This is a genomic window from Pseudomonas sp. FP2294 (genome assembly GCF_030687625.1).
Lineage (GTDB): Bacteria > Pseudomonadota > Gammaproteobacteria > Pseudomonadales > Pseudomonadaceae > Aquipseudomonas > Aquipseudomonas shahriarae.
Map to the genome: position 1 here is coordinate 3,082,769 of NZ_CP117441.1, position 22,369 is coordinate 3,105,137.

The 22,369-nt window shown below is 62.3% G+C and carries 21 protein-coding genes; 6 read left to right on the forward strand and 15 right to left on the reverse strand.

Features of this window, described 5'->3' with window-relative positions; all coding sequences use genetic code 11:
* Nucleotide 1: 1 nt before the first annotated feature.
* Together PSH73_RS13560 and PSH73_RS13565 are read right to left on the reverse strand one after the other, a co-directional pair.
* Nucleotides 2-589, reverse strand: a complete 588-nt coding sequence (locus PSH73_RS13560) for a LysE family translocator (RefSeq protein ID WP_057445062.1) — start codon at nt 587-589, stop codon at nt 2-4.
* A gap of 97 nt (nt 590-686) precedes the next feature.
* Nucleotides 687-1,283, reverse strand: coding sequence for an NUDIX domain-containing protein (locus tag PSH73_RS13565; RefSeq protein ID WP_170059228.1), 597 nt, complete (start codon nt 1,281-1,283; stop codon nt 687-689).
* Nucleotides 1,284-1,466: 183 nt separating this feature from the next.
* Here PSH73_RS13565 and PSH73_RS13570 point away from each other — a divergent pair, with 183 nt between their 5' ends.
* Nucleotides 1,467-2,636: a diguanylate cyclase gene (locus PSH73_RS13570; protein WP_120733252.1), complete on the forward strand. Its 1,170-nt coding sequence runs from the start codon at nt 1,467-1,469 to the stop codon at nt 2,634-2,636.
* 74 nt (nt 2,637-2,710) lie between these two features.
* Nucleotides 2,711-3,595, forward strand: a complete 885-nt coding sequence (locus PSH73_RS13575; protein WP_057959388.1) for an alpha/beta hydrolase — start codon at nt 2,711-2,713, stop codon at nt 3,593-3,595.
* A 202-nt stretch (nt 3,596-3,797) separates the two neighbouring features.
* Here PSH73_RS13575 and PSH73_RS13580 read toward each other — a convergent pair whose 3' ends face one another.
* Entirely contained in the window at nt 3,798-4,010 is a 213-nt protein-coding gene (locus PSH73_RS13580) for a PLDc N-terminal domain-containing protein (protein ID WP_057959387.1), read from the reverse strand.
* A gap of 105 nt (nt 4,011-4,115) precedes the next feature.
* Nucleotides 4,116-4,325: a DUF3079 domain-containing protein gene (locus PSH73_RS13585; RefSeq protein WP_057436825.1), complete on the reverse strand. Its 210-nt coding sequence runs from the start codon at nt 4,323-4,325 to the stop codon at nt 4,116-4,118.
* Between the two features lie 176 nt (nt 4,326-4,501).
* Between PSH73_RS13585 and PSH73_RS13590 the strand changes: the two genes are divergently transcribed.
* The 4 genes from PSH73_RS13590 to PSH73_RS13605 are packed head-to-tail and all read left to right on the forward strand — an operon-like array spanning nt 4,502 to nt 7,574.
* On the forward strand, nt 4,502-5,032 hold the full coding sequence (locus PSH73_RS13590) for an iron transporter (RefSeq protein WP_057959386.1): 531 nt from the start codon (nt 4,502-4,504) through the stop codon (nt 5,030-5,032).
* Nucleotides 5,033-5,356 (forward strand): cupredoxin domain-containing protein, encoded by a 324-nt coding sequence (locus PSH73_RS13595; RefSeq protein ID WP_057436827.1) that lies wholly within the window; start codon nt 5,033-5,035, stop codon nt 5,354-5,356.
* A 17-nt stretch (nt 5,357-5,373) separates the two neighbouring features.
* Nucleotides 5,374-6,216, forward strand: coding sequence for an FTR1 family protein (locus tag PSH73_RS13600; RefSeq protein WP_057959385.1), 843 nt, complete (start codon nt 5,374-5,376; stop codon nt 6,214-6,216).
* Nucleotides 6,217-6,248: 32 nt separating this feature from the next.
* Nucleotides 6,249-7,574: a 4Fe-4S binding protein gene (locus PSH73_RS13605; RefSeq protein ID WP_305462710.1), complete on the forward strand. Its 1,326-nt coding sequence runs from the start codon at nt 6,249-6,251 to the stop codon at nt 7,572-7,574.
* 194 nt (nt 7,575-7,768) lie between these two features.
* Here PSH73_RS13605 and PSH73_RS13610 read toward each other — a convergent pair whose 3' ends face one another.
* The 11 genes from PSH73_RS13610 to PSH73_RS13660 form a co-directional block, all read right to left on the reverse strand.
* Nucleotides 7,769-9,388, reverse strand: coding sequence for a methyl-accepting chemotaxis protein (locus PSH73_RS13610; RefSeq protein ID WP_273879043.1), 1,620 nt, complete (start codon nt 9,386-9,388; stop codon nt 7,769-7,771).
* A gap of 100 nt (nt 9,389-9,488) precedes the next feature.
* Entirely contained in the window at nt 9,489-10,184 is a 696-nt protein-coding gene (locus PSH73_RS13615; RefSeq protein WP_305460717.1) for an anaerobic ribonucleoside-triphosphate reductase activating protein, read from the reverse strand.
* Nucleotides 10,181-10,336: an anaerobic ribonucleoside-triphosphate reductase gene (gene nrdD / locus PSH73_RS13620; protein ID WP_038441552.1), complete on the reverse strand. Its 156-nt coding sequence runs from the start codon at nt 10,334-10,336 to the stop codon at nt 10,181-10,183. The genes PSH73_RS13615 and nrdD overlap by 4 nt, the downstream gene beginning before the upstream one ends.
* Nucleotides 10,337-10,400: 64 nt before the next feature.
* Nucleotides 10,401-12,395 carry a ribonucleoside triphosphate reductase gene (locus tag PSH73_RS13625; protein ID WP_186625158.1) on the reverse strand — a complete coding sequence of 665 codons (1,995 nt, stop codon included), beginning with the start codon at nt 12,393-12,395 and terminating at the stop codon, nt 10,401-10,403.
* Between the two features lie 96 nt (nt 12,396-12,491).
* Complete coding sequence (locus tag PSH73_RS13630; protein ID WP_128592999.1) at nt 12,492-13,544, reverse strand: YhcG family protein; 1,053 nt, start codon at nt 13,542-13,544, stop codon at nt 12,492-12,494.
* A gap of 120 nt (nt 13,545-13,664) precedes the next feature.
* Nucleotides 13,665-14,651 (reverse strand): GTP 3',8-cyclase MoaA, encoded by a 987-nt coding sequence (moaA, locus tag PSH73_RS13635; protein ID WP_057959380.1) that lies wholly within the window; start codon nt 14,649-14,651, stop codon nt 13,665-13,667.
* 1 nt (nt 14,652) lies between these two features.
* On the reverse strand, nt 14,653-15,567 hold the full coding sequence (locus PSH73_RS13640; RefSeq protein WP_305460720.1) for a peptidylprolyl isomerase: 915 nt from the start codon (nt 15,565-15,567) through the stop codon (nt 14,653-14,655).
* A 10-nt stretch (nt 15,568-15,577) separates the two neighbouring features.
* Nucleotides 15,578-16,255 carry a respiratory nitrate reductase subunit gamma gene (gene narI / locus PSH73_RS13645; RefSeq protein WP_057436841.1) on the reverse strand — a complete coding sequence of 226 codons (678 nt, stop codon included), beginning with the start codon at nt 16,253-16,255 and terminating at the stop codon, nt 15,578-15,580.
* Entirely contained in the window at nt 16,248-17,003 is a 756-nt protein-coding gene (narJ, locus tag PSH73_RS13650) for a nitrate reductase molybdenum cofactor assembly chaperone (RefSeq protein ID WP_057436843.1), read from the reverse strand. The genes narI and narJ overlap by 8 nt, the downstream gene beginning before the upstream one ends.
* A gap of 3 nt (nt 17,004-17,006) precedes the next feature.
* Nucleotides 17,007-18,545 carry a nitrate reductase subunit beta gene (gene narH / locus PSH73_RS13655; RefSeq protein ID WP_029291316.1) on the reverse strand — a complete coding sequence of 513 codons (1,539 nt, stop codon included), beginning with the start codon at nt 18,543-18,545 and terminating at the stop codon, nt 17,007-17,009.
* A 1-nt stretch (nt 18,546) separates the two neighbouring features.
* Nucleotides 18,547-22,320: a nitrate reductase subunit alpha gene (locus PSH73_RS13660; RefSeq protein ID WP_305460722.1), complete on the reverse strand. Its 3,774-nt coding sequence runs from the start codon at nt 22,318-22,320 to the stop codon at nt 18,547-18,549.
* Between the last annotated feature and the right edge of the window lie 49 nt (nt 22,321-22,369).

Here is a 22,369-nt window from a genome sequence, read left to right on the forward strand (position 1 = left end):
CTCACGCCAGCAACAGGTACACCACGCTGATCACCAGCAACAGCGCCATGGCCCGATTGAACAGGCGCATGCCCCGGGCATTGCTCAGGTAACGACGAAAGAACGTGCCGACATACGCCCAGCACGCCACCGATAGATAGCAAATCACCAGGTACACCGCCGCCAGTTGCCAGACCCGCGCAGCCTCGCCATCGGCCGCAAACAGGCCCATGCCCGCCACACACGCCAGCCAGGCCTTGGGGTTGAGCCATTGCATGACCGCGCCATAGAGCATCGACGGCGCAACAGCCGCGTCTTGCGCATCCAGCCGGCCGTCGTCCATCGCCAGCTTGTAGGCCATGTACAGCAGAAAGGCCACCCCGCCCCACTGGATGCCCTGGGTCAGGATCGGCCAGCGCACCAGCAGTTCGTGCAGGCCCAGGCCAATCAACACCAGCAGCAAGGTGAAGCCCAAGGCCGCGCCGGCCACGTGTTTCTGGCTGGCGGCAAAACCAAAGCGCGCGCCCGAGCCAAGGGCGACCACATTGACCGGGCCGGGGGTGATGGACGTCGCCAGGGCGAAGGCGGCCATGGACATGATCAAACTCATTGCACTTCCTTTTTTGTAATGACAGGTGGACAGGCCTGTACGCTACGTCCCTGTAGCCAGTGCGTATTGAAGAAAATGCCCCTGGAGGCGCTGGCTTCTACGCGTGGGTCAGCGCCGCCTTGAGCAGCCGCAGCTCCAGGTATTGCAGGAGCATGATGGTCTTGCCATCGACAATTTCGCCGCGGCCAACCATGGCGATGGCCTCGTCGAATCCCAACTCCAGCACCTGAATATCTTCGCCTTCGTGCTCCAGCCCGCCGCCCTCGCCCACGCGGTCGCCAGGTTGGTACTCACCGATAAAGAAATGAATGCGCTCGGTCACCGAGCCCGGGCTCATGAAGGCCGAGTAGATTTTCTCCACGTGGCCTACGCGGTAGCCGGTTTCTTCCTCGACTTCCAGGCGAATACGTTCCTCGGGGCTGGCGTTGTCCAGCAGGCCAGCGGCGGTTTCGATCAGGTAGCCGTCATGACCATTGACGAAGGTCGGCATGCGGAACTGGCGGATCAGCAACACTGTGCGCTGCAAGGTGTTGTACAGCAGGATGGTTGCACCGTTGCCACGGTCGTACACCTCGCGGGTCTGGGCTTGCCAGCTGCCGTCCCGGCGACGCAGGTCGAAGCTGTATTTTTTCAGCAGGTACCAGTTGTCCGAGAGCAACTCTTCGGCGGTGATGCGTACGGGGCTGTTGTCCATGGGGAGCCTTTTGGTCGCAGGGTCGCGCAGCATGTCGGTGACGCCCTGCCAGCGTCAAGCTGTCCATAGGCCAGCATTGTTATGGGTTATCCAGCTACAATTGCGCCCTTTGTGCACCGGATCACCGTCCAGGCATGTGTCCGACGGGGTGATCTCGACAGTGCATCCTTCGGGGTCAAGGACATGATGCTGCACATACCGACGCTCCTGATAGTTGCCGTCTTCGTTTTTTGCCTGATGGGCTTGCTCACCGTGCATGCCTGGCATCGCGTACGTGAGCCGACCCTGGGCTATCTTGGCGTGATGCTGTTGCTGGCCTCCCTCGGCACGGCGTTGATGGTCGTGCGCGGGGTGGGCGTGGACTTCGTCGCGCTGGTGATAGGCAATGTGGTGCTCCTGATGAGCGCGGCAATGAACTGGACCGCCATGCGCCTGTTTGTCCAGGGCAAGCCACACCTGCCGGGCATCCTCGCCGGGCCGGCGCTGTGGCTGGTGATGTGCCTGGTCCCGCAGTTCTATGGCTCGATGTCCAGCCGGGTGACCCTGTATTCCCTGATAGCCGCGAGCTACGGCGTGCTGTCGGCCCTGGAGTTGTGGCGCCACCGTCAACACCTGGAAGTGGCCTATCTGCCAGCCGTGGTGCTGATGCTGTTGCATACGACCTTTTACTGCGTGCGCGCCGTGCTCGATCCCGGCATGCCGTACAAGGACCCGAACGCATTGATGAACGACGGCGTACAGCTTTTTTCGTTCATGCTGTTCGAATCCATGCTGTATGCCATCGGCATCGCCTACGTCACCCTGGCGATGGTCAAGGAGCGCGCCGAACTCAACTTCAAGGCGGCCGCCTTCACCGACGTGCTGACCGGTATCGGCAACCGCCGGGCGTTCATGCTCCATGGCGAACAACTGCTGGCCGACAGCACGCAGCGCGGGCAGCCGGTGACATTGCTGTTGTGTGACCTCGACTACTTCAAGCGCCTGAACGACAGTTTTGGCCATCCCATGGGCGACCAGGCGTTGATCGCCTTCAGCCAACTGACCGCGTCGATCTTGCGCAAGCACGATCTGTTTGCGCGTATTGGTGGCGAAGAGTTTGCCTGCCTGCTGGCCAATACCGATGAACGAGGCGCCGTGCAAGTGGCGGAACGCATTCGCCAGCGGTTCGCCGAGCTGGACCTGCTGGCACCGGGGTTCCTCAGTGTGAGCATCGGGGTGGTGACCACCACGCCGGCCTGCCACGATCTGTCGCGCCTGCTGTCCCAGGCCGACCAGGCGCTGTATCGCGCCAAGGATCAGGGGCGCAATCGCGTGCAGACCGCCTGTAACACTTTGCAAGCAATCGCCCCCTGACGGTGGTCTGAATATTCCCCTCACTGGCCAGGCATCTGGTAAAAATCCGGCTTCGCTCCTGTCCTGGAACCTCCATGGCCTCACGTTTTCTCTCGCGCCTGCGTTTGCGCTGGTTGCCCCTGCTGTGCATGGCATTGCTGATCATCGGCCTGCCCGTGGGCTGCAATGTGCTTCAACACAAGGAGCGCGAGCTGGTGTTTCGCATCGAGCCCGGCACCGCCAGTTGGTACCGCGGCCTGCCGCAAGGCTTACAGGAGTTCGAACTCAAGCCGGCCAGCTTCAAGTCCGGGCAGAGCCTGCATGGCTGGTGGTGGCCGGCGGCGAAAAAAGACGCGCCGGCGATCCTGTACCTGCACGGCGTGCGCTGGAACCTCACTGGCCAGCTGTTTCGCATCGAGCAACTGCACGCCCAGGGCTACTCGGTGCTGGCCATCGACTATCGGGGGTTTGGCCAGAGCCAGGGCGACTTGCCGTCAGAGACCAGCGTCTATGAAGATGCGCGGATTGCCTGGGAGCGCTTCCAGGTGCTGCAACCTGATCCAGGCAAGCGCCTGATCTATGGCCATTCCCTGGGCGGCGCCGTCGCCATCGACCTGGCGGCCGAGTTGGGCCAGCAGGCCGCCGATAAACAGCTGCCGCCGCCGGTGCGCGGGCTGGTGATCGAGTCCACCTTTACCTCCCTGGCCGACGTGGCGGCGGCCGTGGCGAATACCTCGCTGCCGGTGCGCTGGTTGCTGTCGCAGAAGTTTGATTCCATCGACAAGATCGCCGAGATCCATATGCCCTTGCTGGTAGTGCATGGCCTTGACGACCGCTATGTGCCGCCGCGCTTCAGCCAGCAACTGTTTGATGCGGCCCTGGAGCCCAAGCACCTGCTGTTGGTGCCGGGGGCCAGTCATAACAACAGCCTGAGCCTGGGTGGTCGCAGCTATCGCCAGGCGCTCCAGGGTTTGCTGTAGAACAGCGGATCCGGCACCGATTTCAGCGACGCGTGTCAAGCGCAAGCCGCACGCCAAAAGGCTTGCGAACGATCCTGATCAAATATTAACCGCGGGTTGAATCGCCAGCGCTGCCGGGCCCGCGCAAGGTTATCCACAGAGATACCCACGGTTTTCGTGGACAACTCTTTTGGCATTTAAACGATTTTTTTACGCGGGAGGTTCACCGATTGGCGCCGGCGTTTTCCTTGGCAATCGCCTTGGGCCCGGTGATCGCCCACAGAATCATGCCCAGCAGGGGCACGAATACAATCACCACGACCCACAGCATCTTGGTTTCGGCTCGACTGGCACTGCGCAATACGCAGTTGATCGCCCACAACTCAGCCAGCACCAACAGCGTTGCCAAAATAATCCAGATGTATTCGATTTGCATGGTTCACCTCCTGAGGTCATATACCTTAGGGCCAGGGGTGAACGTGAGGGTTCAGAAAAAATGCCAACGACTGCTCAGGCACCTGGCAAGTCCCCTCACCACCGGTCAGCCAGCTTCCGGCACTTTGTCCGTAGCAATCGGCAACTCAATCCCCCAATCACCATGCAGGTACCAATCGTCGCCGATCATCTCGGCCGGATGCATGGTGCGGTCAGCCCCGTTGCCGCAGGCCAGGGAGGTGGTTGCGCAGTAACGGTCACAGCCCCAGCAGATACGTTCGGGGTGTTTGGGGTTGAGCGGGAATGGCTTGGCCATGAGCAGGCTCCACAGCGGTGGGCAGTGATTGGATCCTACGGCTGGCGCCGCCCCACGGCCTTGACCAACGTCAAGAATGGTTATGTGTATATCCCTGGAAACTTGACAGGAATCATTATTATTTACAGCAAAGCTTTCTAGACTCGACTTCTCATTTGCCCTGTCAGGAAGTACCCATGCGTATCCCCTTCACGCTGTCACTGGCCCTGCTGTTGTCGACTGGCGCAGCCGTCGCCAAGGAATACCCGATCGGCGAGCCACAAATGTGCCCTGGCCTGGAAGTCGGCGCGGTCTATCTGCAACCGATCGAGATGGCACCGCCAGGCATGATGCGCGCCACCGCCGATTCGGATGTGCATCTGGAAGCCGATATCCGCGCCACCGCCGACAACCAGCAGGGCTTCCAGGAGGGCAGTTTCGTGCCTTACCTCAACGTGTCGTTCCGCCTGCAGAAACAAAGCGGCGCAAGCCCGATCATCGGTGAGTTCCACGCCATGGTGGCCAACGACGGGCCGCACTACGGCGACAACGTCAAGCTGCTGGGCCCGGGCAAATATCAGCTGACCTTTACCGTGATGCCGCCCAGCGGCCATGGCTCACTGGGCCGACACACCGATAAGGAAACCGGGGTCGCGCCGTGGTTCGAGCGCTGTGAAGTGCACTACGAATTCGTCTACGCGGGGATCGGCAAAAAAGGCGGCTACTGAATGCGCCGCCCCCTCGCCCTCTGCGCCTTGCTGGCCTGTGGCTCGGCCCTGGCCGCGCCCTTGCCCACCTATGAATTGACCCTGCAAGACGGCCACTTCACTCCGGCGCAACTCAAGGTGGCGGCCGGCCAGCGCTTCAAGATCGTGCTGAAAAACATCGGCCAGGGCCCGGCCGAGTTCGAGAGCACACCACTGCGCGTGGAAAAGGTGCTGTCACCGGGGGTCACCACCTTTGTGGTGATCCACCCGCTCAAACCGGGCGCCTATCCCTTTTTCGACGAATTCAACTCACAGCTGCCCGAAGGCAGCATCCTCGCCGAATAACGGCCCAGGAGCATTTGATGAATCAATCGATGTTTATCGTCTGGCGCGAAAGCGTCGAGGCGTTGCTGGTGATCGGCATCCTTCAGGCCTGGATCAGCCAGCAGCCCGAGGACTCGCGCCTGGGGCGCTTCCTGTGGGCTGGCGTGGTGCTGGGCCTGCTGTGTTCTGCCGGGCTGGCCTGCCTGATGCTGTGGGCCGGCGAAGCCATGAGCGGGCCTGGCGGCGAATGGTTCCAGGCCGGCATGACCCTGTTGGCAAGCCTACTGATGGTGCAGATGGTGTTCTGGATGCATCGCCACGGGCCGGGCCTGCGCCATACCCTGCTGCGCGAAGCCGACGAGCGCGCGGCACGCCAGGGTGGCCTGGGGTTGCTGTTGCTGGCGCTGCTGGCGGTCAGCCGTGAAGGCAGCGAGACCGTGGTGTTTCTGTACGGCGCCGGCGCCCATCTGGACGGCCCGGCATTGGCTCTGTTCGCCATTGGCGGCGGGCTGGGCCTGGTGTTGGCCGGGCTCACAGTGATGCTGCTGCGTAGTACACGCCGGTTGATTTCCTGGTCGAGTTTTTTCGCCCTCAGCGAGGCTCTGTTACTGCTGTTGGCGGCCTCCTTGCTGGTGGCCGCCGTGGAACGTATCGGCGGGCAACTGCTGGCGATGGACATGCCCAACTGGGTCTACACCCTGGTCGGCGAAGCCTGGTGGGACAGCAGCGTGCTGCTCAGTGACAGCCACGGCCTGGGCGCCGTGCTCGCGGGGTTTGCCGGCTACCGCGCGACGCCCAGCACTATCACCCTGCTGGTGCTGGCGGGGTATTGGTTGCTGGTCGGCCGCGGGCTGTACCGGGCCCGGCGAGCGCCGTTGTGAACACCCCCTGGCTGCAACGCCTGGGGGATGGCATGCGCCGCCATGGGCGGGTGATTCGTGGCGTGCAATGGGCCGTGGTGCTGTTCTACGCCGGGCTGCTGGTAGTGCCGGCGTGGCTGCCGCTGCCCGACAGCCAGGCACGCCTGCTGGATAACCTGACGCTGCTGGCACAGTTCCTGTTCTGGGGCCTGTGGTGGCCGTTCGTGGTGCTGTCCATCGTGTTGTTCGGCCGGGTGTGGTGCGGCGTGCTCTGCCCCGAAGGCTCCTTGAGCGAATGGGCCAGCCGCCATGGACGTGGCCTGGGCATTCCGAACTGGATCCGCTGGGGCGGCTGGCCCACGGTAGGCTTCTGCCTGACCACCCTCTACGGCCAGTTGATCAGTGTCTACGACTACGCCCAGGCGGCCTTGCTGATCCTCGGCGGTTCGACCGTGGCCGCCGTGCTGGTGGGGTTGTTGTTCGTGCGCGGCAAACGGGTGTGGTGCCGCTACCTGTGCCCGGTCAGCGGTGTGTTCGCCCTGCTCGCGCGCCTGGCACCGGTGCATTTCCAGGTCGACGAACAACGCTGGAAAGCCAACGACGGCCCGCGCCTGCCCTTGCCCAACTGCGCGCCGCTGCTGGACATCCGCCGCCTGCAAGGCGCCAGCGATTGCCACGCCTGCGGGCGCTGCAGCGGGCAAAGGGGCGCGGTGCAGTTGATTGCCCGCTCATGCAATAGCGAAATCCTCCAGGCCCCACGCAAACCCGCGTTGGCCTGGGATACGCGCTTGTTGCTGTTCGGGGTGATCGGCCTGGCGATGGGCGCCTTCCAGTGGACCGTCAGCCCATGGTTTATCACGCTCAAGCAGTCCCTGGCGCAGTGGCTGGTGGAGCGCGACTGGCTGTGGCCATTGCAGGACAGCGCGCCCTGGTGGCTGTTGACCCATTACCCCCAGGCCAACGACAGTTTCAGTTGGCTGGACGGCTTTTGCATCGTCGCGTACCTGGGCGCCAGCGGCCTGCTGATCGGCGGCGCCTTGATGGGGCTGGTGCGCCTGGCCGCAAGAATCAGCGGTGATCGTGCACGGTATTGGGCCCTGGCGTTGACCTTGACGCCCCTGGGCGGTGCGGGGCTGTTCCTCGGGCTGTCGGCCACCACGGTGAAGTTGTTGCGCTACGAAGGGTTGCTGCTCGAATGGGTACAGCCGGCGCGCGGCACATTGCTGGTCGGGGCTGTTGGTTGGTGTGTGTGGCTGGCGTGGACACAGCTGGCCGATCTACCCCTGGCGCGACGCTGCGCTGCCTCGGCTTGCCTGCTACTGGGTAATGGGCTGGTGGCGTATGGCTGGTGGCTACAGTTCTGGGGCTGGAACCTGTAAGACGCCATTCAGTCAAGCGAACGCAATACTCAAAGCGGCGAAGATCAAATGTGCGAGCGGGTTTGCTCGCGAAAGCCGTGGGTCAGTCAACATTAATGTTGACTGGCCCGACGTCTTCGCGGGCAAGCCCGCTCCCACAGCGGATCTGCGCTTAACTGAACGGCATTCGGGCAAGCCCGCACACAGGCCCAGCGCTAAACGCGGAACCTGGCGACTGTCAGGTGCAACTCGCTGGCCATCTGCGCCAGCTCATGCCCCGCCGTATCGGTATGCCGGGCCCCCAGCAACACCTGCTCGGACAGGTTGCGAATGCCCACCAGGTTGCGATCCACTTCCCGCGCCACCAATGCCTGTTCTTCGGTGGCGCTGGCGATCATCAGGTTGCGTTCGTTGATCTGCGAGATCGACTGGGTAATCGCTTCCAGCGCCTCGCCCGAGCGCTGTGCCACGCTCAAGGTGGCTCGCACCAGGTCGCTGCTGCCCTGCATCGCGGTCACGGCCTGTTCGGTGTCCAGGCGGATATTGCCGATCATCTGCTCGATCTCCTGGGTCGAGGCCTGGGTGCGATGGGCCAGGGCCCGCACTTCATCAGCCACCACCGCAAAACCACGCCCGGCATCCCCGGCCCGTGCCGCTTCGATGGCCGCGTTGAGCGCCAGCAGGTTGGTCTGGTCGGCAATACTGCGGATCACCTCCAGCACGCCGCTGATGTCCTGCACCCGCCCGGCCAGTTGCTGGATGCGCACCGACGTGCCGCTCACGCCGTCTGCCAGGGTGCTGATCGAGGCGACCGTTTCCTGCACCTGATCACGCCCAAGCTGGGCGGTCTGCGCCGACATACGCGAGGCTTCGCTGGTGCTGACGGCATTGCGCGCCACCTCATCCACCGCCGCCGTCATCTCGTTGACCGCGGTGGCCGCCTGTTCAATCTCCATACCTTGCGACTGCAGGCTGCTGCTGGTCTGGCTACTGACCGCGCTCAACTCCTCGGACGAACTGGCCACGCGGTCCACCGACGCGGCGATCTGGCGCACCATTTCGTTAAGGTTGTGCTGCATCTGCTGCAGGTTCTTCATCACGCTGCCGTCAGCGCTGCCTGCCGTTGGCACTACCGTGGTCAGGTCGCCCTGGGCAATCTGGCTCAACACCCGCGCCGCCTCGTCGGGCTCGCCGCCCAGGGGCCGGGTCACGCTGCGGGTGACAATCACCGCTGCCGCCACCACCAGAGCCACGCACAGCAGGAACAGCCCGAGCATATTGCGCCGCGCGTCGCTGTACAGGGTTTGCGCTGCGTGTTCGCGCTCGGCAAAAATCTGCCCCTGCAGGGCCATCATCGCCTCCAGGCTCTTGAACACCGCCTGCTCGGCGGGTTGTACGTTTTGCTTGAGCTGGGCCACACCCTCGGCATGGGCGCCCTGGCGAATCAGTGCCTGCACCTGGGTAAAGGCGCCCACATAGGCTTCGCGGTGTTTCTTCAGGTCGGCGTAGGCCGCCTGGCCGGCGGCCGTATCGAACAACGGCTCTAACTGAGTAAAGGCGTCGGTGATGCGTTGCCGGGTAGTACCAATGGCCTGCTGGGCCGCCTGGTTATCCTGGTCGATCAGCAAGTCTCGGGTGTTGCGGCCGTTATCGCGCACACCGGTGGCAATCACCATGATCGGGGCGATTTTCGGCCAGTCCTGCTGCACGATCAGCTCCGACTGTTGTTTGAGGGTGCCCAGGTCGTGCAAGGCGTACAACGCCATGCCGGCCAGGGCCAGGGGGGCGATAGCAAAGCCGATGGCGATGCGGCGGGCGGTGGTTAATCGAGTCATGTCATAAGCTCCCTGATGAATACCTGCCCACAAGGGGCAGCATCTTTGTAGATCCGGTGGGAGTTCAGTCGCCACGCTTGAAAGGGGTTGTGCGAAAGGCTCAACCCCGTAAAACAAATGCCGGGAACAGTGCCCGCATTTTTTCCCACAGTTCTGGCAGCAAGGCTTGCGCCGAAACGCTCGGCAACTGCTCATCGAGCATGCGCGCGGTGCGCACCAGCTGCACGGCGAAACGCTTGACTCCTCGTTCCTGCAAACGCTGGGCCAGCAGCAGCAGGCGCTGCGGGTCAATCAGGTGCCAGTGCACGGTGGTGCGGCACTCATAGTCCACGCCGCTGTGCAGCAGCAGGTCGAGGCTGCGCCAATTGGCGGCGCCGCTGCCTTTGACCCGGGTGATCAACTGGCAATCCTCGGCCAGGGCCTTGACGTCGAACCCGACCCAGTCGGCATGGGCCAGGGCGTGGCCGAACGCGGCAGGCTTGATCCCGGCACTGTGCAGGCCGATGCGAAAGCCCATCTTGCGCACTTCGTCCATGGCTGCCGGCAGACCTTCCTGCAAGGTCGGTTCGCCGCCGCTGAACACCACGGCGTCCAGCAGGTCCTGGCGGCGTTGCAGAAACAGCAAAACCCGGCGCCAATCCACCTCATCGCTGCCGCGAGGGGGGATCAGGTCCGGGTTATGGCAATACCGACAACGCCAGGCGCAGCCCTGGCAAAACAGCACGCAGGCGAGCATGCCGGGGTAGTCGAGGGTGGTCAGGGGCACCAGGCCCCCGACCCGTAGCGCTCGGCTCATTGGCGCCCGGCCGCAGCGGCACTTTCGGTAAAGTGCGCACGCTCGCGATGCTCCGATTGCTTGCCGGGATTGAAGGCCGAAACCGGTCGGTGGTAGCCCATCACACGGGTCCAGACTTCACAGCGTTGGCGTTGGGGCTGAGAGGTTTGCATGGTCAATCTCCTTGGGGTGAAGCCTATTGCCAAACCGGCAACAGGCACTTGTGGTAACCACTGATTAATGGGGCAGGCCCAGGGCTTCGTCGCACTTGGGGCAGAACTCGTGTTCGCCCGCCAGGTAGCCGTGCACCGGGCAGATGGAGAACGTGGGGGTTACTGTCAGGTATGGCAGACGGAAGCGTCCCAGGGCCTTGCGCACCAGTTGCTTGCAGGCCTGGGCCGAGGAAATCTGCTCGGCCATGTACAGGTGCAACACGGTGCCGCCGGTGTATTTGCATTGCAGTTCGTCTTGCAGCTCCAGGGCTTCGAAGGGGTCTTCGGTAAAGCCCACCGGCAGTTGTGAGGAGTTGGTGTAGTACGGCGCATCAAGGCTGCCGGCCTGGAGAATGTCGGGGTAGCGCTTGAGGTCTTCCTTGGCAAACCGGTAGGTAGTGCCTTCGGCCGGTGTGGCTTCCAGGTTGTACAGGTGGCCGGTGTCTTCCTGGAAGCGCAGCAACGTGGCGCGCACATGGTCCAGCACCTGCAGCGCAAACTCGCGGCCACGGGCGGTATGGGTGCCCTCCTCGTCGCCGGTGAAATTACGCAGCATCTCGTGCATGCCGTTCAGGCCAATGGTCGAGAAGTGATTGCGCAAGGTGCCCAGGTAGCGCTTGGTATAGGGATACAAGCCGGCGTCCATATGGTGCTGGATCACTTTGCGCTTGACCTCCAGGCTCTCCATCGCCAGTTCCATCAAGTGGTCCAGGCGTTGCAGCAGGCCACTGGTATCGCCCTTGAACAGGTAGCCCAGGCGCGCGCAATTGATCGTCACCACCCCCAATGAACCGGTCTGTTCCGCCGAGCCGAACAACCCGCCGCCACGCTTGAGCAACTCGCGCACGTCCAGTTGCAGGCGGCAGCACATCGAGCGCACCTGGTTGGGCTGCATATCGGAGTTGAGGAAGTTCTGGAAGTACGGCAGGCCGTAGCGCGCGGTCATCTCGAACAGGCGGTCAGCGTTTTCGCTGTCCCACGGGAAGTCATGGGTAATGTTGTAAGTCGGGATCGGGAAGGTAAACACCCGGCCCTTGGCGTCGCCCGCCTGCATCACTTCGATATAGGCGCGGTTGATCAGCTCCATTTCCACTTGCAGATCGCCGTAGGCAAACGGCATTTCTTCGCCGCCGATAATCGGGATCTGCTCGCGCAGGTCTTCCGGGCAGACCCAGTCGAATGTGAGGTTGGTAAACGGTGTCTGGGTGCCCCAGCGCGACGGCACATTGAGGTTGTAGATGAACTCCTGCACCGCCTGGCGGATCTCGGGGAACGTCAGTTGGTCCTTGCGCACAAAGGGCGCCAGGTAGGTGTCGAACGAACTGAATGCCTGGGCGCCGGCCCACTCGTTTTGCAGGGTGCCGAGGAAGTTGACCATCTGCCCCAGGGCGCTGCCCAGATGCTTGGGTGGCCCGGCTTCGACACGGCCAGGCACGCCATTGAGGCCTTCGTGCAGCAGCGTGCGCAGGGACCAGCCGGCGCAGTATCCCGCGAGCATGTCCAGGTCGTGGATATGCAAGTCCGCCTCACGGTGAGCCTGGCCGATCTCCTGGCTGTAGACCTCGTCCAGCCAGTAATTGGCCGTGACCTTGCCCGACACATTAAGCACCAGCCCACCCAGGGAATAGCCTTGGTTGGCATTGGCCTGCACGCGCCAGTCCTCGCGGTCGAGGTACTCGTTCATCGAGGTGGCGACCTCCACCAGGGTCTTGCGATCCCGGCGCAGGCGCCCGTGCTGCTCGCGGTAGACGATATAGGCGCGCATCGCCATAAAGTACCCGGCATCCATCAACACCCGCTCGACGCTGTCCTGGATCTGCTCCACATCCAGCCGGGCGATCCCGCGCAACCTGGCGAGCACCGCCCCCAACAACAGATCGACCTCGGCCTCCTGATACTCGCCGGTGGCGTTACCGGCGGCGATTATCGCCCGGCGGATTTTTTCGGCGTCAAAGGCGACCTGGGTGCCATCGCGCTTGTGTAGGCGGGTACTGACCAGCGGGCTTGAGGTGATCTGCATTGGGGGCTCCAAACACTACATATAGATTTAATAGTTCGTATAAACACAAGATGCAGTGATGGTACGCAGTGAATGCCGGGTTGCAATTGACCAGGGTCAAGTTTGCGAAGACGTATCGTCACAGGCCAGTTCACGTTCAATCTGTTCAATGCTGGGCAAGCTGATTTGGAGTTCTGCCGGGAGGGAGTCGACCAACTGGTACTCCGCCACCCCGATGGGGCGAGCGCTGTCACGCAAAGCGTATTCAGCCACTATCTTGTTTTTGCTTTTGCACAGCAGCAGGCCGATGGTGGGGCTGTCTTGTGGGTGCTTGAGCTGGGCGTCCACCGCAGCGAGGTAAAAACCCAACTGCCCCAGATGTTCTGGTTTGAACTTGCCCGCCTTGAGCTCGATCGCGACGTAACAGCGCAGTTTCAGGTGATAAAACAGCAGGTCAAGGAAGAACTCCTCGCCGCCCACATCCAGCAGCACCTGCTTGCCGACAAAGGCAAAGCCTGCCCCCAGCTCCAGTAGAAAGTCGGTCACATGCCTGATCAGTGCGCTTTCGATCTCGCGCTCCTGCGCGTCCAGGGTCAGTCCCAGAAAGTCGAAACGGTAAGGATCTTTCAGCGACTCGCGGGCCAAGTCCGACTGGGGCTTGGGCAGCAGGGTTTCGAAGTTGCTGACAGCATTGCCACTGCGCTCGAGCAAACGGGTCTCGATCTGCATGACCAGAATGTTGCGTGACCAGTTGTGTTCAATGGCTTGGGCGGCGTACCAGCGACGGGTTTCGGGGCCGGGTAGCTTATCGAGCAACGCTAATTGGTGATACCAAGGCAATTGTGCAAGCACCCCTTGCACAAACTCAGCGTCCGGCCAGGCTTCAGCAAATGCGCGCATGTACTTGAGGTTGCGTGGCGAAAAACCTTTCATATCAGGAAAAGCTGAACGCAAATCCCGCGCCAGACGCTCGATGACTTTTGCTCCCCATCCCTGCTGCGCCTGTCGGGTCAATATGTCCTGGCCAATCTGCCAGTACAGCAGCACCAGTTCACGGTTTACCGCCAGAGATGCACGCAGTTGGGCAGAGTGGATGCGGCTTTTCAGTTCTTTCAACCAGTCGCCATATCCCTCAGGTGGTGCGGTGAGGCCGTCAGGGGGTCGATTCATACCTAACTCCTTTTCGATAGTGCTCGTTGTAGAAACCGGCAATGGTAACGACCGAAAAAAGCCACGCGGGCCAGCGGAATGCCCTTGATACAAAACAATGGGAACTACCGTTGGCCAGCCTCACCCCCCACTCATATTCATAAACCGCACCACCTGCACCTCGCCCTGCCCGGTGAAATCATGGCGCAATGGCTTGCCCCGCAACGCCTTGTGCAGCGCTTCCACCAACGGCCGGTCATCCAGTGGATAACGGCGTACCAACGCCCGAAAATCCACCGCATTGTCCTGCCCCAGGCACAACAGCAACTGCCCTTCCACCGTCATCCGCACCCGGTTGCAGCTGGCGCAGAAGTTATGGGAGTTGGGCGAGATAAAGCCGATGCGCGTGCGCGGATGGCGGGCCAGGCGCACGTAGCGCGCCGGGCCGCCGCTGTTTTCGGTGCTGTCGAGTAAGCCATGATGCTCGGCGATCACCGCCCTCACCTGTTCGCTGGAGCAAAAGGATTCGCCCCGCGAGCGCCCTACATCGCCCAGCGGCATCTCTTCGATAAAGCTGATATCAATGCCCTGGTCGATGGCGTATTGCACCAGCGCCGGGACTTCATCGAAATTGCGCCCCTTCATCACCACGCAGTTGAGCTTGACCCGCTCGAACCCGGCGTCCCGCGCCGCCTCGATGCCGTCCAGCACCTGGCGCAGGTCGCCGTTGCGGGTAATCGCGCGAAAGCGCTCGGGGTCGAGGCTGTCGAGGCTGATATTCATACGCTTGACCCCAGCCTCTACCAGCGGCCGGGCCAGGCGCCCCAGTTGCGTGCCGTTGCTGGTCATCACCAGCTCACGCAGGCCGGGCAACGCGGCGATATGGCGGCACAGTTCGACAATGCCTGGACGGATCAGCGGTTCGCCCCCCGTCAGGCGGATCTTGCGCACACCCTGGCTGACGAACACCGTCGCCAGCCGTTGCAGCTCCTCCAGGGTCAGGACCTGCTGGCGCGGCAGGAACGTCATGTTTTTCGCCATGCAATACACACAGCGCAAATCACAACGATCGGTCACCGACAACCGCAGGTAGTCAATGGAACGGCCCACACCATCCACCAGGCTCATGTCACTGCACCAACGGCGAGTCGGCGCCCTGCAACGCGATGCCACGCACATCGGCCACGCCAATCAGGGTTTGCAGGTATTGCACCAATGCCTTCTGCCATACCCCTTGCTGCAACTGGGTGCGGATCGCCGTGGCCACCGCCTCGTATGGCAGCGCCTGGCCTTCGATGCGTTGATCGACGCAGATCACATGCCAGCCGTAGCGGCTTTCCAGGGGTTTGCCGGCCAGGCCCGGGGCCAGGGTGAACAACTGGCGCTCCAGCTCCGGCACGGTCTGGCCTTTGCTGACCTGCCCCAGAGAGCCGCCCTGGGCCTTGGAGGGGCACGCCGAATACTGCAGCGCCAGCTCGGCAAAGCTGCCGGGCGACTCTTCCAGGCTCTGCAACAGCACCTCGGCCTGGGCATGGGCCTGATGACGCGCCTCAGCATCATCCGGCGCGCACTCCAGCAGGATGTGGCGCACCGCCAGCAACGGCGCGCTGTGAAAGCGCCCGCGATTGCTCTCGAAGTAGCGCACACAAGTGGCCTCGTCGCAGTCCGGCACCTGGACTTCGCGCTCCAGCAACAGGCGGGTCGCCGCCTCCTCTTCGTTCTCGCCGGCGCCGACTTCCAGTTGCACACCCAACTCGCGAATCCGCTGCTGCAACAGCTCACGGATCACCAGCGCGCGGGCAGCCAGGAACACCGCCTCCTCGCGGCTTTCAGCCGGGTGATATTGCAACTCCTGGGCCATGTTTTCCGGGGTGATCACCACCCCGTTGACGCTGACAATCGGCCATTCCTGCTCGCTACTGGCGATCAGTTGCGGCTCAACCGCCACCTCGACTTCGGGTACCACAACGTCCACAGCCTTGGCCGAAGAACTGCAGCCGCCACCGCCTGCACCGCCGCCACCACATCCGCATCCTGTAGTCATGACGTTCTCCTCACTTCTGCCGCACGATTTGATAACGACGCCCCAGGTACCAGATCGGTGCGCTGACCATATGCACCAGACGGGTAAACGGGAACAGCACAAACAGGGTCAAACCCAGCGCCACGTGCAACTTGTAGATCAGGCTCACCGGGGCAATCGCGGCGGCCGCTTCCACAGGTCGCAGCAGCACGACGTTCTGCGCCCAGTCCGCGAGCATCACCATCACCGAACCGTCCATATGCCCGGTGGAGGCGACGATGGTCAGCAAGCCCAGCACCAGCTGCGCCAGCAACACCAGCAGGATCAAGATGTCCGACGGGCTCGACGTGGCCCGTACCCGTGGATCGGTGAGGCGGCGCTTGACCAGCATCAGCAGGCCCACCAGGCACAGCAGGCCGAAGAAACCACCGGAAACCATCGCCAGCAGTTGCTTGTGCTCAGTGCTGATCACATGGTGGTAGATCGACGCCGGGGTCAGCAGACCGACAAAATGCCCGGCCAGCACGAACAGCACACCGATATGGAAGAAGTTGCTCGCCACGCGCATGCCACGGTTACTGAGCATCTGGCTGGAGCCGGCCTTCCAGGTGTACTGGGACAGGTCAAACCGCGCCCAACTGCCCAACAGGCAAATGGCCAGGGCGACATACGGATACACGCCAAATACCAACAAATTCCACTTAGACATTACCCACCTCCTTGGCTGGCACAGCGGCCAGCCCTTCGTGCTGAAAATCCACCCAGTGCAAGGGCACCGCACTTTCTTCGCGGGCCTTGCCCGGTGCGCTGGGCATCGAGCTGCAACGGTCCTGCTGCTCGGCCTGCATAAAGTCCACGGCCTCCTCTTCCCAGACCTTGTCCAGGGCTTCGAGGGAGTCGTCGCGGACTTCAGCGGCGACCTGGGCACGCAACTCGGCGATGGCCTGGTGCGGCTCGGCGCCGCTGATCTGCAACAGCGCACGGAAGCAACTGGCGTAAGCGCTTTCACGCTCGTCCAGGCGCGCCGCCAGCAGGGCCAGCAAGTGCGCCACATCCGCCAGGCCCTCGCGGGCCTCAATGTCTTCGCGGGTGGACAAGAACTCCAGGTACAGCGGGATGTAGTCCGGCAGCTCCTTGACGCCGATGGCAAACCCGGCTTCCTGGTACTGGGCCATCATGTCGACCATGGCCTGGCCACGGTCCCGCGACTCGCCATGCACGTGTTCGAACAACAGCAGCGACAGCGAGCGGCCACGGCCAAACAGCGCGCCGTAGTGCTCCTGGCCGTCCATCAGGTCATTGCTGCAGATCAGTTCGAGCAGCTCAAACAGCGCACCGCGCTGCTTGGGGCTGATTTCCCGCGATTCGATAATCGCCTTTTCCAGCTCATCATGGCCGTCGACCAGGATTTGGGTGGGATAGTCCAGCAGCAACGAGATCACTTTAAGAATGCGCATGGCTCAGTCCTCCCAGATCTGGACGGTTTTCAACACGTCGCGGCGGTTAGCCTTTTTGGCGCCGAACATATTGGTGTCGGAGCTGCCACTGCAGCCGCTGCCGAAGCTGAAACCACAGCCGGAACGCTCGGCAAACGCATCGCTCATCGCGTCTTCACGGTGGGCGCTGGGCACCACAAAACGGTCTTCGTAGTTGGCAATCGCCAGGTAGCGGTACATCTCTTCCACCTGGGCCACGCTCAGGTCCACGTCGGCCAGCACTTGCAGGTCTTCAACCCCATCCACTTGCTGCGAACGCTTGAAAGCGCGCATGGCCAGCAGGCGTTTCAGGGCACGCTTGACCGGTTTTTCGTCACCGGCGGTGAGCATATTGGCCAGGTAACGCAGGGGGATACGCAGGCTGTCGACATCCGGGATCACCCCGTTCATGCCCACGGTGCCAGCGGCGGCCGCGTTCTGGATCGGCGAGAGTGGCGGCACGTACCAGACCATCGGCAAGGTGCGGTATTCCGGGTGCAGCGGCAGCGCGAGCTTCCAGTCCACGGCCATTTTGTACACCGGCGAACGCTGGGCCGAGTCGATCACCGACTGCGGTACACCATCGGCCAGGGCCTGGCGGATCACCGCCGGGTCATTCGGGTCGAGGAAGATTTCCAGCTGCTTCTCGTACAGGTCGTGCTCGTTGGCGGTGCTGGCCACTTCGCTGATGCGGTCGGCGTCATACAGCAGCACGCCGAGGTAGCGGATACGCCCGACGCAGGTTTCTGCGCAAACGGTAGGCATGCCGGCTTCGATCCGTGGGTAGCAGAAGATGCACTTCTCGGACTTGCCGCTCTTCCAGTTGAAGTAGATTTTCTTGTACGGGCAGCCGCTGATGCACATGCGCCAGCCGCGGCATTTTTCCTGGTCGATCAGCACGATACCGTCTTCTTCACGCTTGTAGATCGCGCCGCTGGGGCACGATGCCGCGCACGCCGGGTTCAGGCAGTGCTCGCACAGGCGCGGCAGGTACATCATGAAGGTGTTTTCGTACTCGCCATAAATGTCGGCCTGGATCTGGTCGAAGTTCTTGTCCTTGCGGCGCTTGGCGAACTCGGTGCCGAGGATTTCCTCCCAGTTGGGGCCCCACTCGATTTTTTCCATGCGCTTGCCGGACACCACCGAGCGCGGCCGCGCAGTCGGTTGGTGCTCGCCCAAAGGCGCGGTGTGCAGGTGCTGGTAATCGAAGTCGAACGGTTCGTAGTAGTCGTCCAGGCTCGGCAGGTCGGGGTTGGCGAAGATGTTCGCCAACACGCGGAACTTGCCGCCGATGCGTGGGTTGATCGAGCCGTTGGCGTTGCGGATCCAGCCGCCTTTCCACTTGTCCTGGTTTTCCCATTCTTTCGGGTAGCCGATACCGGGCTTGGACTCGACGTTGTTGAACCAGGCGTATTCCATGCCTTCACGGCTGGTCCACACGTTTTTGCAGGTGATCGAGCAGGTGTGGCAGCCGATGCATTTGTCCAGGTTCAGGACCATGCCGATTTGTGAGCGGATCTTCATCTCAGTTCTCCTCGATATCGGTCGGCAATGGACGCGGCAGATCATCACCGCTGGAGCCATCGAGCCAATCGACCTTGACCATCTTGCGCACCACCACGAATTCATCGCGGTTGCAGCCGACCGTGCCGTAATAGTTGAAACCGTAGGCCTGCTGGGCATAGCCGCCGATCATATGGGTCGGCTTGAGCACCACACGGGTGACCGAGTTGTGGTGGCCGCCACGGGTCTTGGTGGTTTCCGAACCCGGTACGTTCACGATGCGTTCCTGGGCGTGGTACATCATCACCATGCCTTCCTTGACCCGCTGGCTGACCACCGCACGGGCGGTCAGCGCGCCGTTGACGTTGAAGCATTCGATCCAGTCGTTGTCCTCGATCCCGGCGCGCTTGGCGTCGATTTCCGAGAGCCACACAATCGGGCCGCCACGGCTTAAGGTGAGCATCAGCAGGTTGTCGCTGTAGGTACTGTGAATCCCCCATTTCTGGTGCGGCGTGATCCAGTTCAGGACGATCTCGGTCTCGCCATTGCTGCGCTTGCCCTTCACGCCTTCGATGGTGCGGGTGTTGACCGGTGGCCGGTAGCTCATCAACTGCTCGCCGAACGCCTGCATCCACGGGTGATCCTGGTAGAACTGCTGGCGGCCGGTGATGGTGCGCCATGGGATGTTTTCATGGACGTTGGTGTAGCCGGCGTTGTAGCTCACGTGTTCGTCTTCGAGGCCCGACCAGGTGGGGCTGGAGATGATCTTGCGCGGCTGTGCCTGGATATCGCGGAAGCGGATTGCTTCGTGGGCCTTGGAAATCGCCAGGTGGCTGTGGTCGATGCCGGTGAATTCCGACAGCGCCGCCCAGGCTTTCAAGGCGACCTTGCCGTTGGTTTCCGGAGCCAGGGACAGAATCACCTCGGCCGCGTCAATCGCCGTGTCGATTTTTGGCCGGCCGTGGCTGATGCCCGCGTCGCCTTCGTGGTGGTTGAGTTCACCGAGGAACTGCACCTCTTCATCGGTGTTCCAGTTGATGCCCTTGCCGCCGTTGCCGAGTTTTTCCAGCATCGGGCCGAGGGACGAGAACTGCTTGTAGATGTTCGGGTAGTCCCGTTCCACCACCGCCATGTTCGGCGCATTCTTGCCCGGTAGCGGCGCCACACCGGCGCTTTTCCAGTCAGTGCCGCCAAACGGCTGGGCCAGTTCACCCACGCTGTCATGCATCAACGGCACGGTGACCAGATCTTGTTCCACACCCAGGTGGCCGACCGACATGGCCGAGAACGCCTTGGCGATGCCTTTGTAGATTTCCCAGTCCGAACGCGATTCCCACGCCGGATCAATCGCCGCCGACAGCGGGTGAATGAACGGGTGCATGTCCGAGGTGTTCATGTCGTCTTTTTCGTACCAGGTCGCGGTCGGCAAGACGATGTCGGAATACACGCAAGTCGAGGACATGCGGAAGTCCAGGGTGGTCACCAGGTCCAGCTTGCCGATGGCGCCGTCTTCGACCCATTCGGCCTCGGTTGGCTTGCATTCGGTGCTGTGGCCGATGTCTTCGTTCATCACCCCGTTCTTGGTGCCGAGCAGGTACTTGAGCATGTACTCGTGGCCCTTGCCCGACGAGCCGAGCAGGTTGGAGCGCCAGATAAACATGTTGCGCGGGAAGTTCACCGGGCTGTCCGGCTGCTCGCAGGCAAAGCGCAGGGTGCCGTCCTGCCAGGATTTGACCACGTAGTCTTTGGGGTCCATACCGGCAGCCGCCGCATCACGGCAGATATGCAGCGGGTTGGTATTGAGTTGTGGCGCGCTGGGCAACCAACCGGCGCGTTCGGCACGGATGTTGTAGTCCAGGGCGTGTTCCGGGAACTGCGACTTGTCGGCCAGCGGCGAGAGGATGTCGTGCATGCTCATCTTCTCGTGGCGCCATTGCGAGCTGTGGCCGTAGAAGAAGCTGGTGCCGTTCATCTGGCGTGGCGGACGGTTCCAGTCCAGGCCGAATGCCAGGGGCAGCCAGCCGCATTGCGGACGCAGTTTTTCCTGGCCCACGTAGTGCGCCCAACCGCCGCCGGTCTGGCCGACACAACCGCAGAGCATGAGCATATTGATCAGCCCGCGGTAGTTCATGTCCATGTGGTACCAGTGGTTCATCGCCGCGCCGACGATGATCATCGAGCGGCCACGGGTCTTGTCGGCGTTGTCGGCAAACTCACGGGCGATCTGGATGGCCTTCTCGCGGCTGACCCCGGTGATTGCCTCCTGCCAGGCTGGCGTGCCCGGTACGCTGGCGTCGTTGTAGTCCTTGGCCACGTTGTTGCCGCCCAGGCCACGGTCGATGGCCAGGTTGGCCGCCGACAGGTCGAACACCGTTGCCACTTTGGCCACCGTGCCATCGGCCAGGGTCACGCTGTGTACCGGTACCCGGCGAAATTGCACGGCATCGCCGGCCACGTGCTGGAAGTAGTCGTGGGCTTCACCGGCAAAATACGGGAACGCCACTTCGGCGACGTCATCGCCGATCAGGCTCAGTTTCAGGTCGATCTCGCGACCTTCACCGCCTTCTTTGGCCAGGATGTTCCACTTGCCCTTCTCGCCCCAGCGATAGCCGATGGAACCTTGTGGCGAAACCAGCTCGCCGCTTTCGTCGAGGGCGATGGTTTTCCATTCCGGGTTGTTGTCCTGGCCCAGGTTGTCGACCAGGTCCGAGGCGCGCAGGAAGCGGTCCGGCTGGAAGCCTGCACCCGGCGCAAAACCGGTCATCGGCTTGAGCATTACCAGCACCGGCAAGTCGGTATAGCGCTTGGCGTATTCGGTGAAGTAGGCGCTCGGTTTATCCAGGTGAAATTCCTTGAAGATCACATGGTTGAAGGCCTGGGCCAGTGCCGCGTCGGTGCCCTGCTTGGGGTTGAGCCACAGGTCGGTGAGCTTGGCCACTTCCGAATAGTCAGGCGTGATCGCCACGGTCTTGGTGCCCTTGTAGCGCACCTCGGTGAAGAAGTGCGCGTCCGGGGTACGGGTCTGCGGAACGTTGGAACCCCAGGCAATGATGTAGTTGGAGTTGTACCAGTCGGCCGATTCCGGCACGTCGGTCTGTTCGCCCCAGACCATCGGCGAGGCTGGCGGCAGGTCGCAGTACCAGTCATAGAAGCTCAGGCACACACCGCCGATCAGCGACAGGTAACGCGAACCTGCGGCGTAGCTGACCATGGACATGGCCGGGATCGGCGAGAAGCCGACGATACGGTCCGGGCCGTATTGCTTGATGGTGTAGACGTTGGACGCAGCGATGATCTCGTTGACTTCATCCCAGTTGGAACGGATGAAGCCCCCCATGCCACGCTTGCTTTTATAGGAGTCGGCCTTGACCTTGTCCTCGACAATGCTCGCCCAGGCCTCGACCGGCGACAGGGTCAGGCGCGCCTCGCGCCACAGTTTGAGCAATGGTTTGCGGATTTTCGGGTATTTCAGGCGGTTGGCGCTGTAGATGTACCAGCTGTAGCTGGCACCACGGGGGCAGCCGCGCGGCTCGTGGTTGGGCAGGTCGTTACGGGTGCGCGGGTAGTCGGTCTGCTGGGTTTCCCAGGTGATCAGGCCGTTCTTCACGTAGATCTTCCACGAGCACGAGCCGGTGCAGTTCACCCCGTGGGTGGAGCGCACGATCTTGTCGTACTGCCAGCGCGAACGGTAGACGTTTTCCCAGTCGCGGGACTCCTTGCGGGTCTCGCCGTGACCTTCGGAGAACTCGTCTTGCTTGCGATTGAAGAACCGCAGTTGATCCAGTAAATGACTCATGGTGCTTTCCTCTCAGGCTTGCTGCGGGGTTCTGTGCCCCGCCCACGCA

What these genes read in the sequence shown, in the direction of transcription:
- PSH73_RS13560 (WP_057445062.1), bottom strand. Translation starts at nt 589, where the DNA reads ATGAGTTTGATCATGTCCATGGCCGCCTTCGCCCTGGCGACGTCCATC.
- PSH73_RS13565 (WP_170059228.1), bottom strand. Translation starts at nt 1,283, where the DNA reads ATGGACAACAGCCCCGTACGCATCACCGCCGAAGAGTTGCTCTCGGAC.
- PSH73_RS13570 (WP_120733252.1), top strand. Translation starts at nt 1,467, where the DNA reads ATGATGCTGCACATACCGACGCTCCTGATAGTTGCCGTCTTCGTTTTT.
- PSH73_RS13575 (WP_057959388.1), top strand. Translation starts at nt 2,711, where the DNA reads ATGGCCTCACGTTTTCTCTCGCGCCTGCGTTTGCGCTGGTTGCCCCTG.
- PSH73_RS13580 (WP_057959387.1), bottom strand. Translation starts at nt 4,010, where the DNA reads ATGCAAATCGAATACATCTGGATTATTTTGGCAACGCTGTTGGTGCTG.
- PSH73_RS13585 (WP_057436825.1), bottom strand. Translation starts at nt 4,325, where the DNA reads ATGGCCAAGCCATTCCCGCTCAACCCCAAACACCCCGAACGTATCTGC.
- PSH73_RS13590 (WP_057959386.1), top strand. Translation starts at nt 4,502, where the DNA reads ATGCGTATCCCCTTCACGCTGTCACTGGCCCTGCTGTTGTCGACTGGC.
- PSH73_RS13595 (WP_057436827.1), top strand. Translation starts at nt 5,033, where the DNA reads ATGCGCCGCCCCCTCGCCCTCTGCGCCTTGCTGGCCTGTGGCTCGGCC.
- PSH73_RS13600 (WP_057959385.1), top strand. Translation starts at nt 5,374, where the DNA reads ATGAATCAATCGATGTTTATCGTCTGGCGCGAAAGCGTCGAGGCGTTG.
- PSH73_RS13605 (WP_305462710.1), top strand. Translation starts at nt 6,249, where the DNA reads ATGCGCCGCCATGGGCGGGTGATTCGTGGCGTGCAATGGGCCGTGGTG.
- PSH73_RS13610 (WP_273879043.1), bottom strand. Translation starts at nt 9,388, where the DNA reads ATGACTCGATTAACCACCGCCCGCCGCATCGCCATCGGCTTTGCTATC.
- PSH73_RS13615 (WP_305460717.1), bottom strand. Translation starts at nt 10,184, where the DNA reads ATGAGCCGAGCGCTACGGGTCGGGGGCCTGGTGCCCCTGACCACCCTC.
- nrdD (WP_038441552.1), bottom strand. Translation starts at nt 10,336, where the DNA reads ATGCAAACCTCTCAGCCCCAACGCCAACGCTGTGAAGTCTGGACCCGT.
- PSH73_RS13625 (WP_186625158.1), bottom strand. Translation starts at nt 12,395, where the DNA reads ATGCAGATCACCTCAAGCCCGCTGGTCAGTACCCGCCTACACAAGCGC.
- PSH73_RS13630 (WP_128592999.1), bottom strand. Translation starts at nt 13,544, where the DNA reads ATGAATCGACCCCCTGACGGCCTCACCGCACCACCTGAGGGATATGGC.
- moaA (WP_057959380.1), bottom strand. Translation starts at nt 14,651, where the DNA reads ATGAGCCTGGTGGATGGTGTGGGCCGTTCCATTGACTACCTGCGGTTG.
- PSH73_RS13640 (WP_305460720.1), bottom strand. Translation starts at nt 15,567, where the DNA reads ATGACTACAGGATGCGGATGTGGTGGCGGCGGTGCAGGCGGTGGCGGC.
- narI (WP_057436841.1), bottom strand. Translation starts at nt 16,255, where the DNA reads ATGTCTAAGTGGAATTTGTTGGTATTTGGCGTGTATCCGTATGTCGCC.
- narJ (WP_057436843.1), bottom strand. Translation starts at nt 17,003, where the DNA reads ATGCGCATTCTTAAAGTGATCTCGTTGCTGCTGGACTATCCCACCCAA.
- narH (WP_029291316.1), bottom strand. Translation starts at nt 18,545, where the DNA reads ATGAAGATCCGCTCACAAATCGGCATGGTCCTGAACCTGGACAAATGC.
- PSH73_RS13660 (WP_305460722.1), bottom strand. Translation starts at nt 22,320, where the DNA reads ATGAGTCATTTACTGGATCAACTGCGGTTCTTCAATCGCAAGCAAGAC.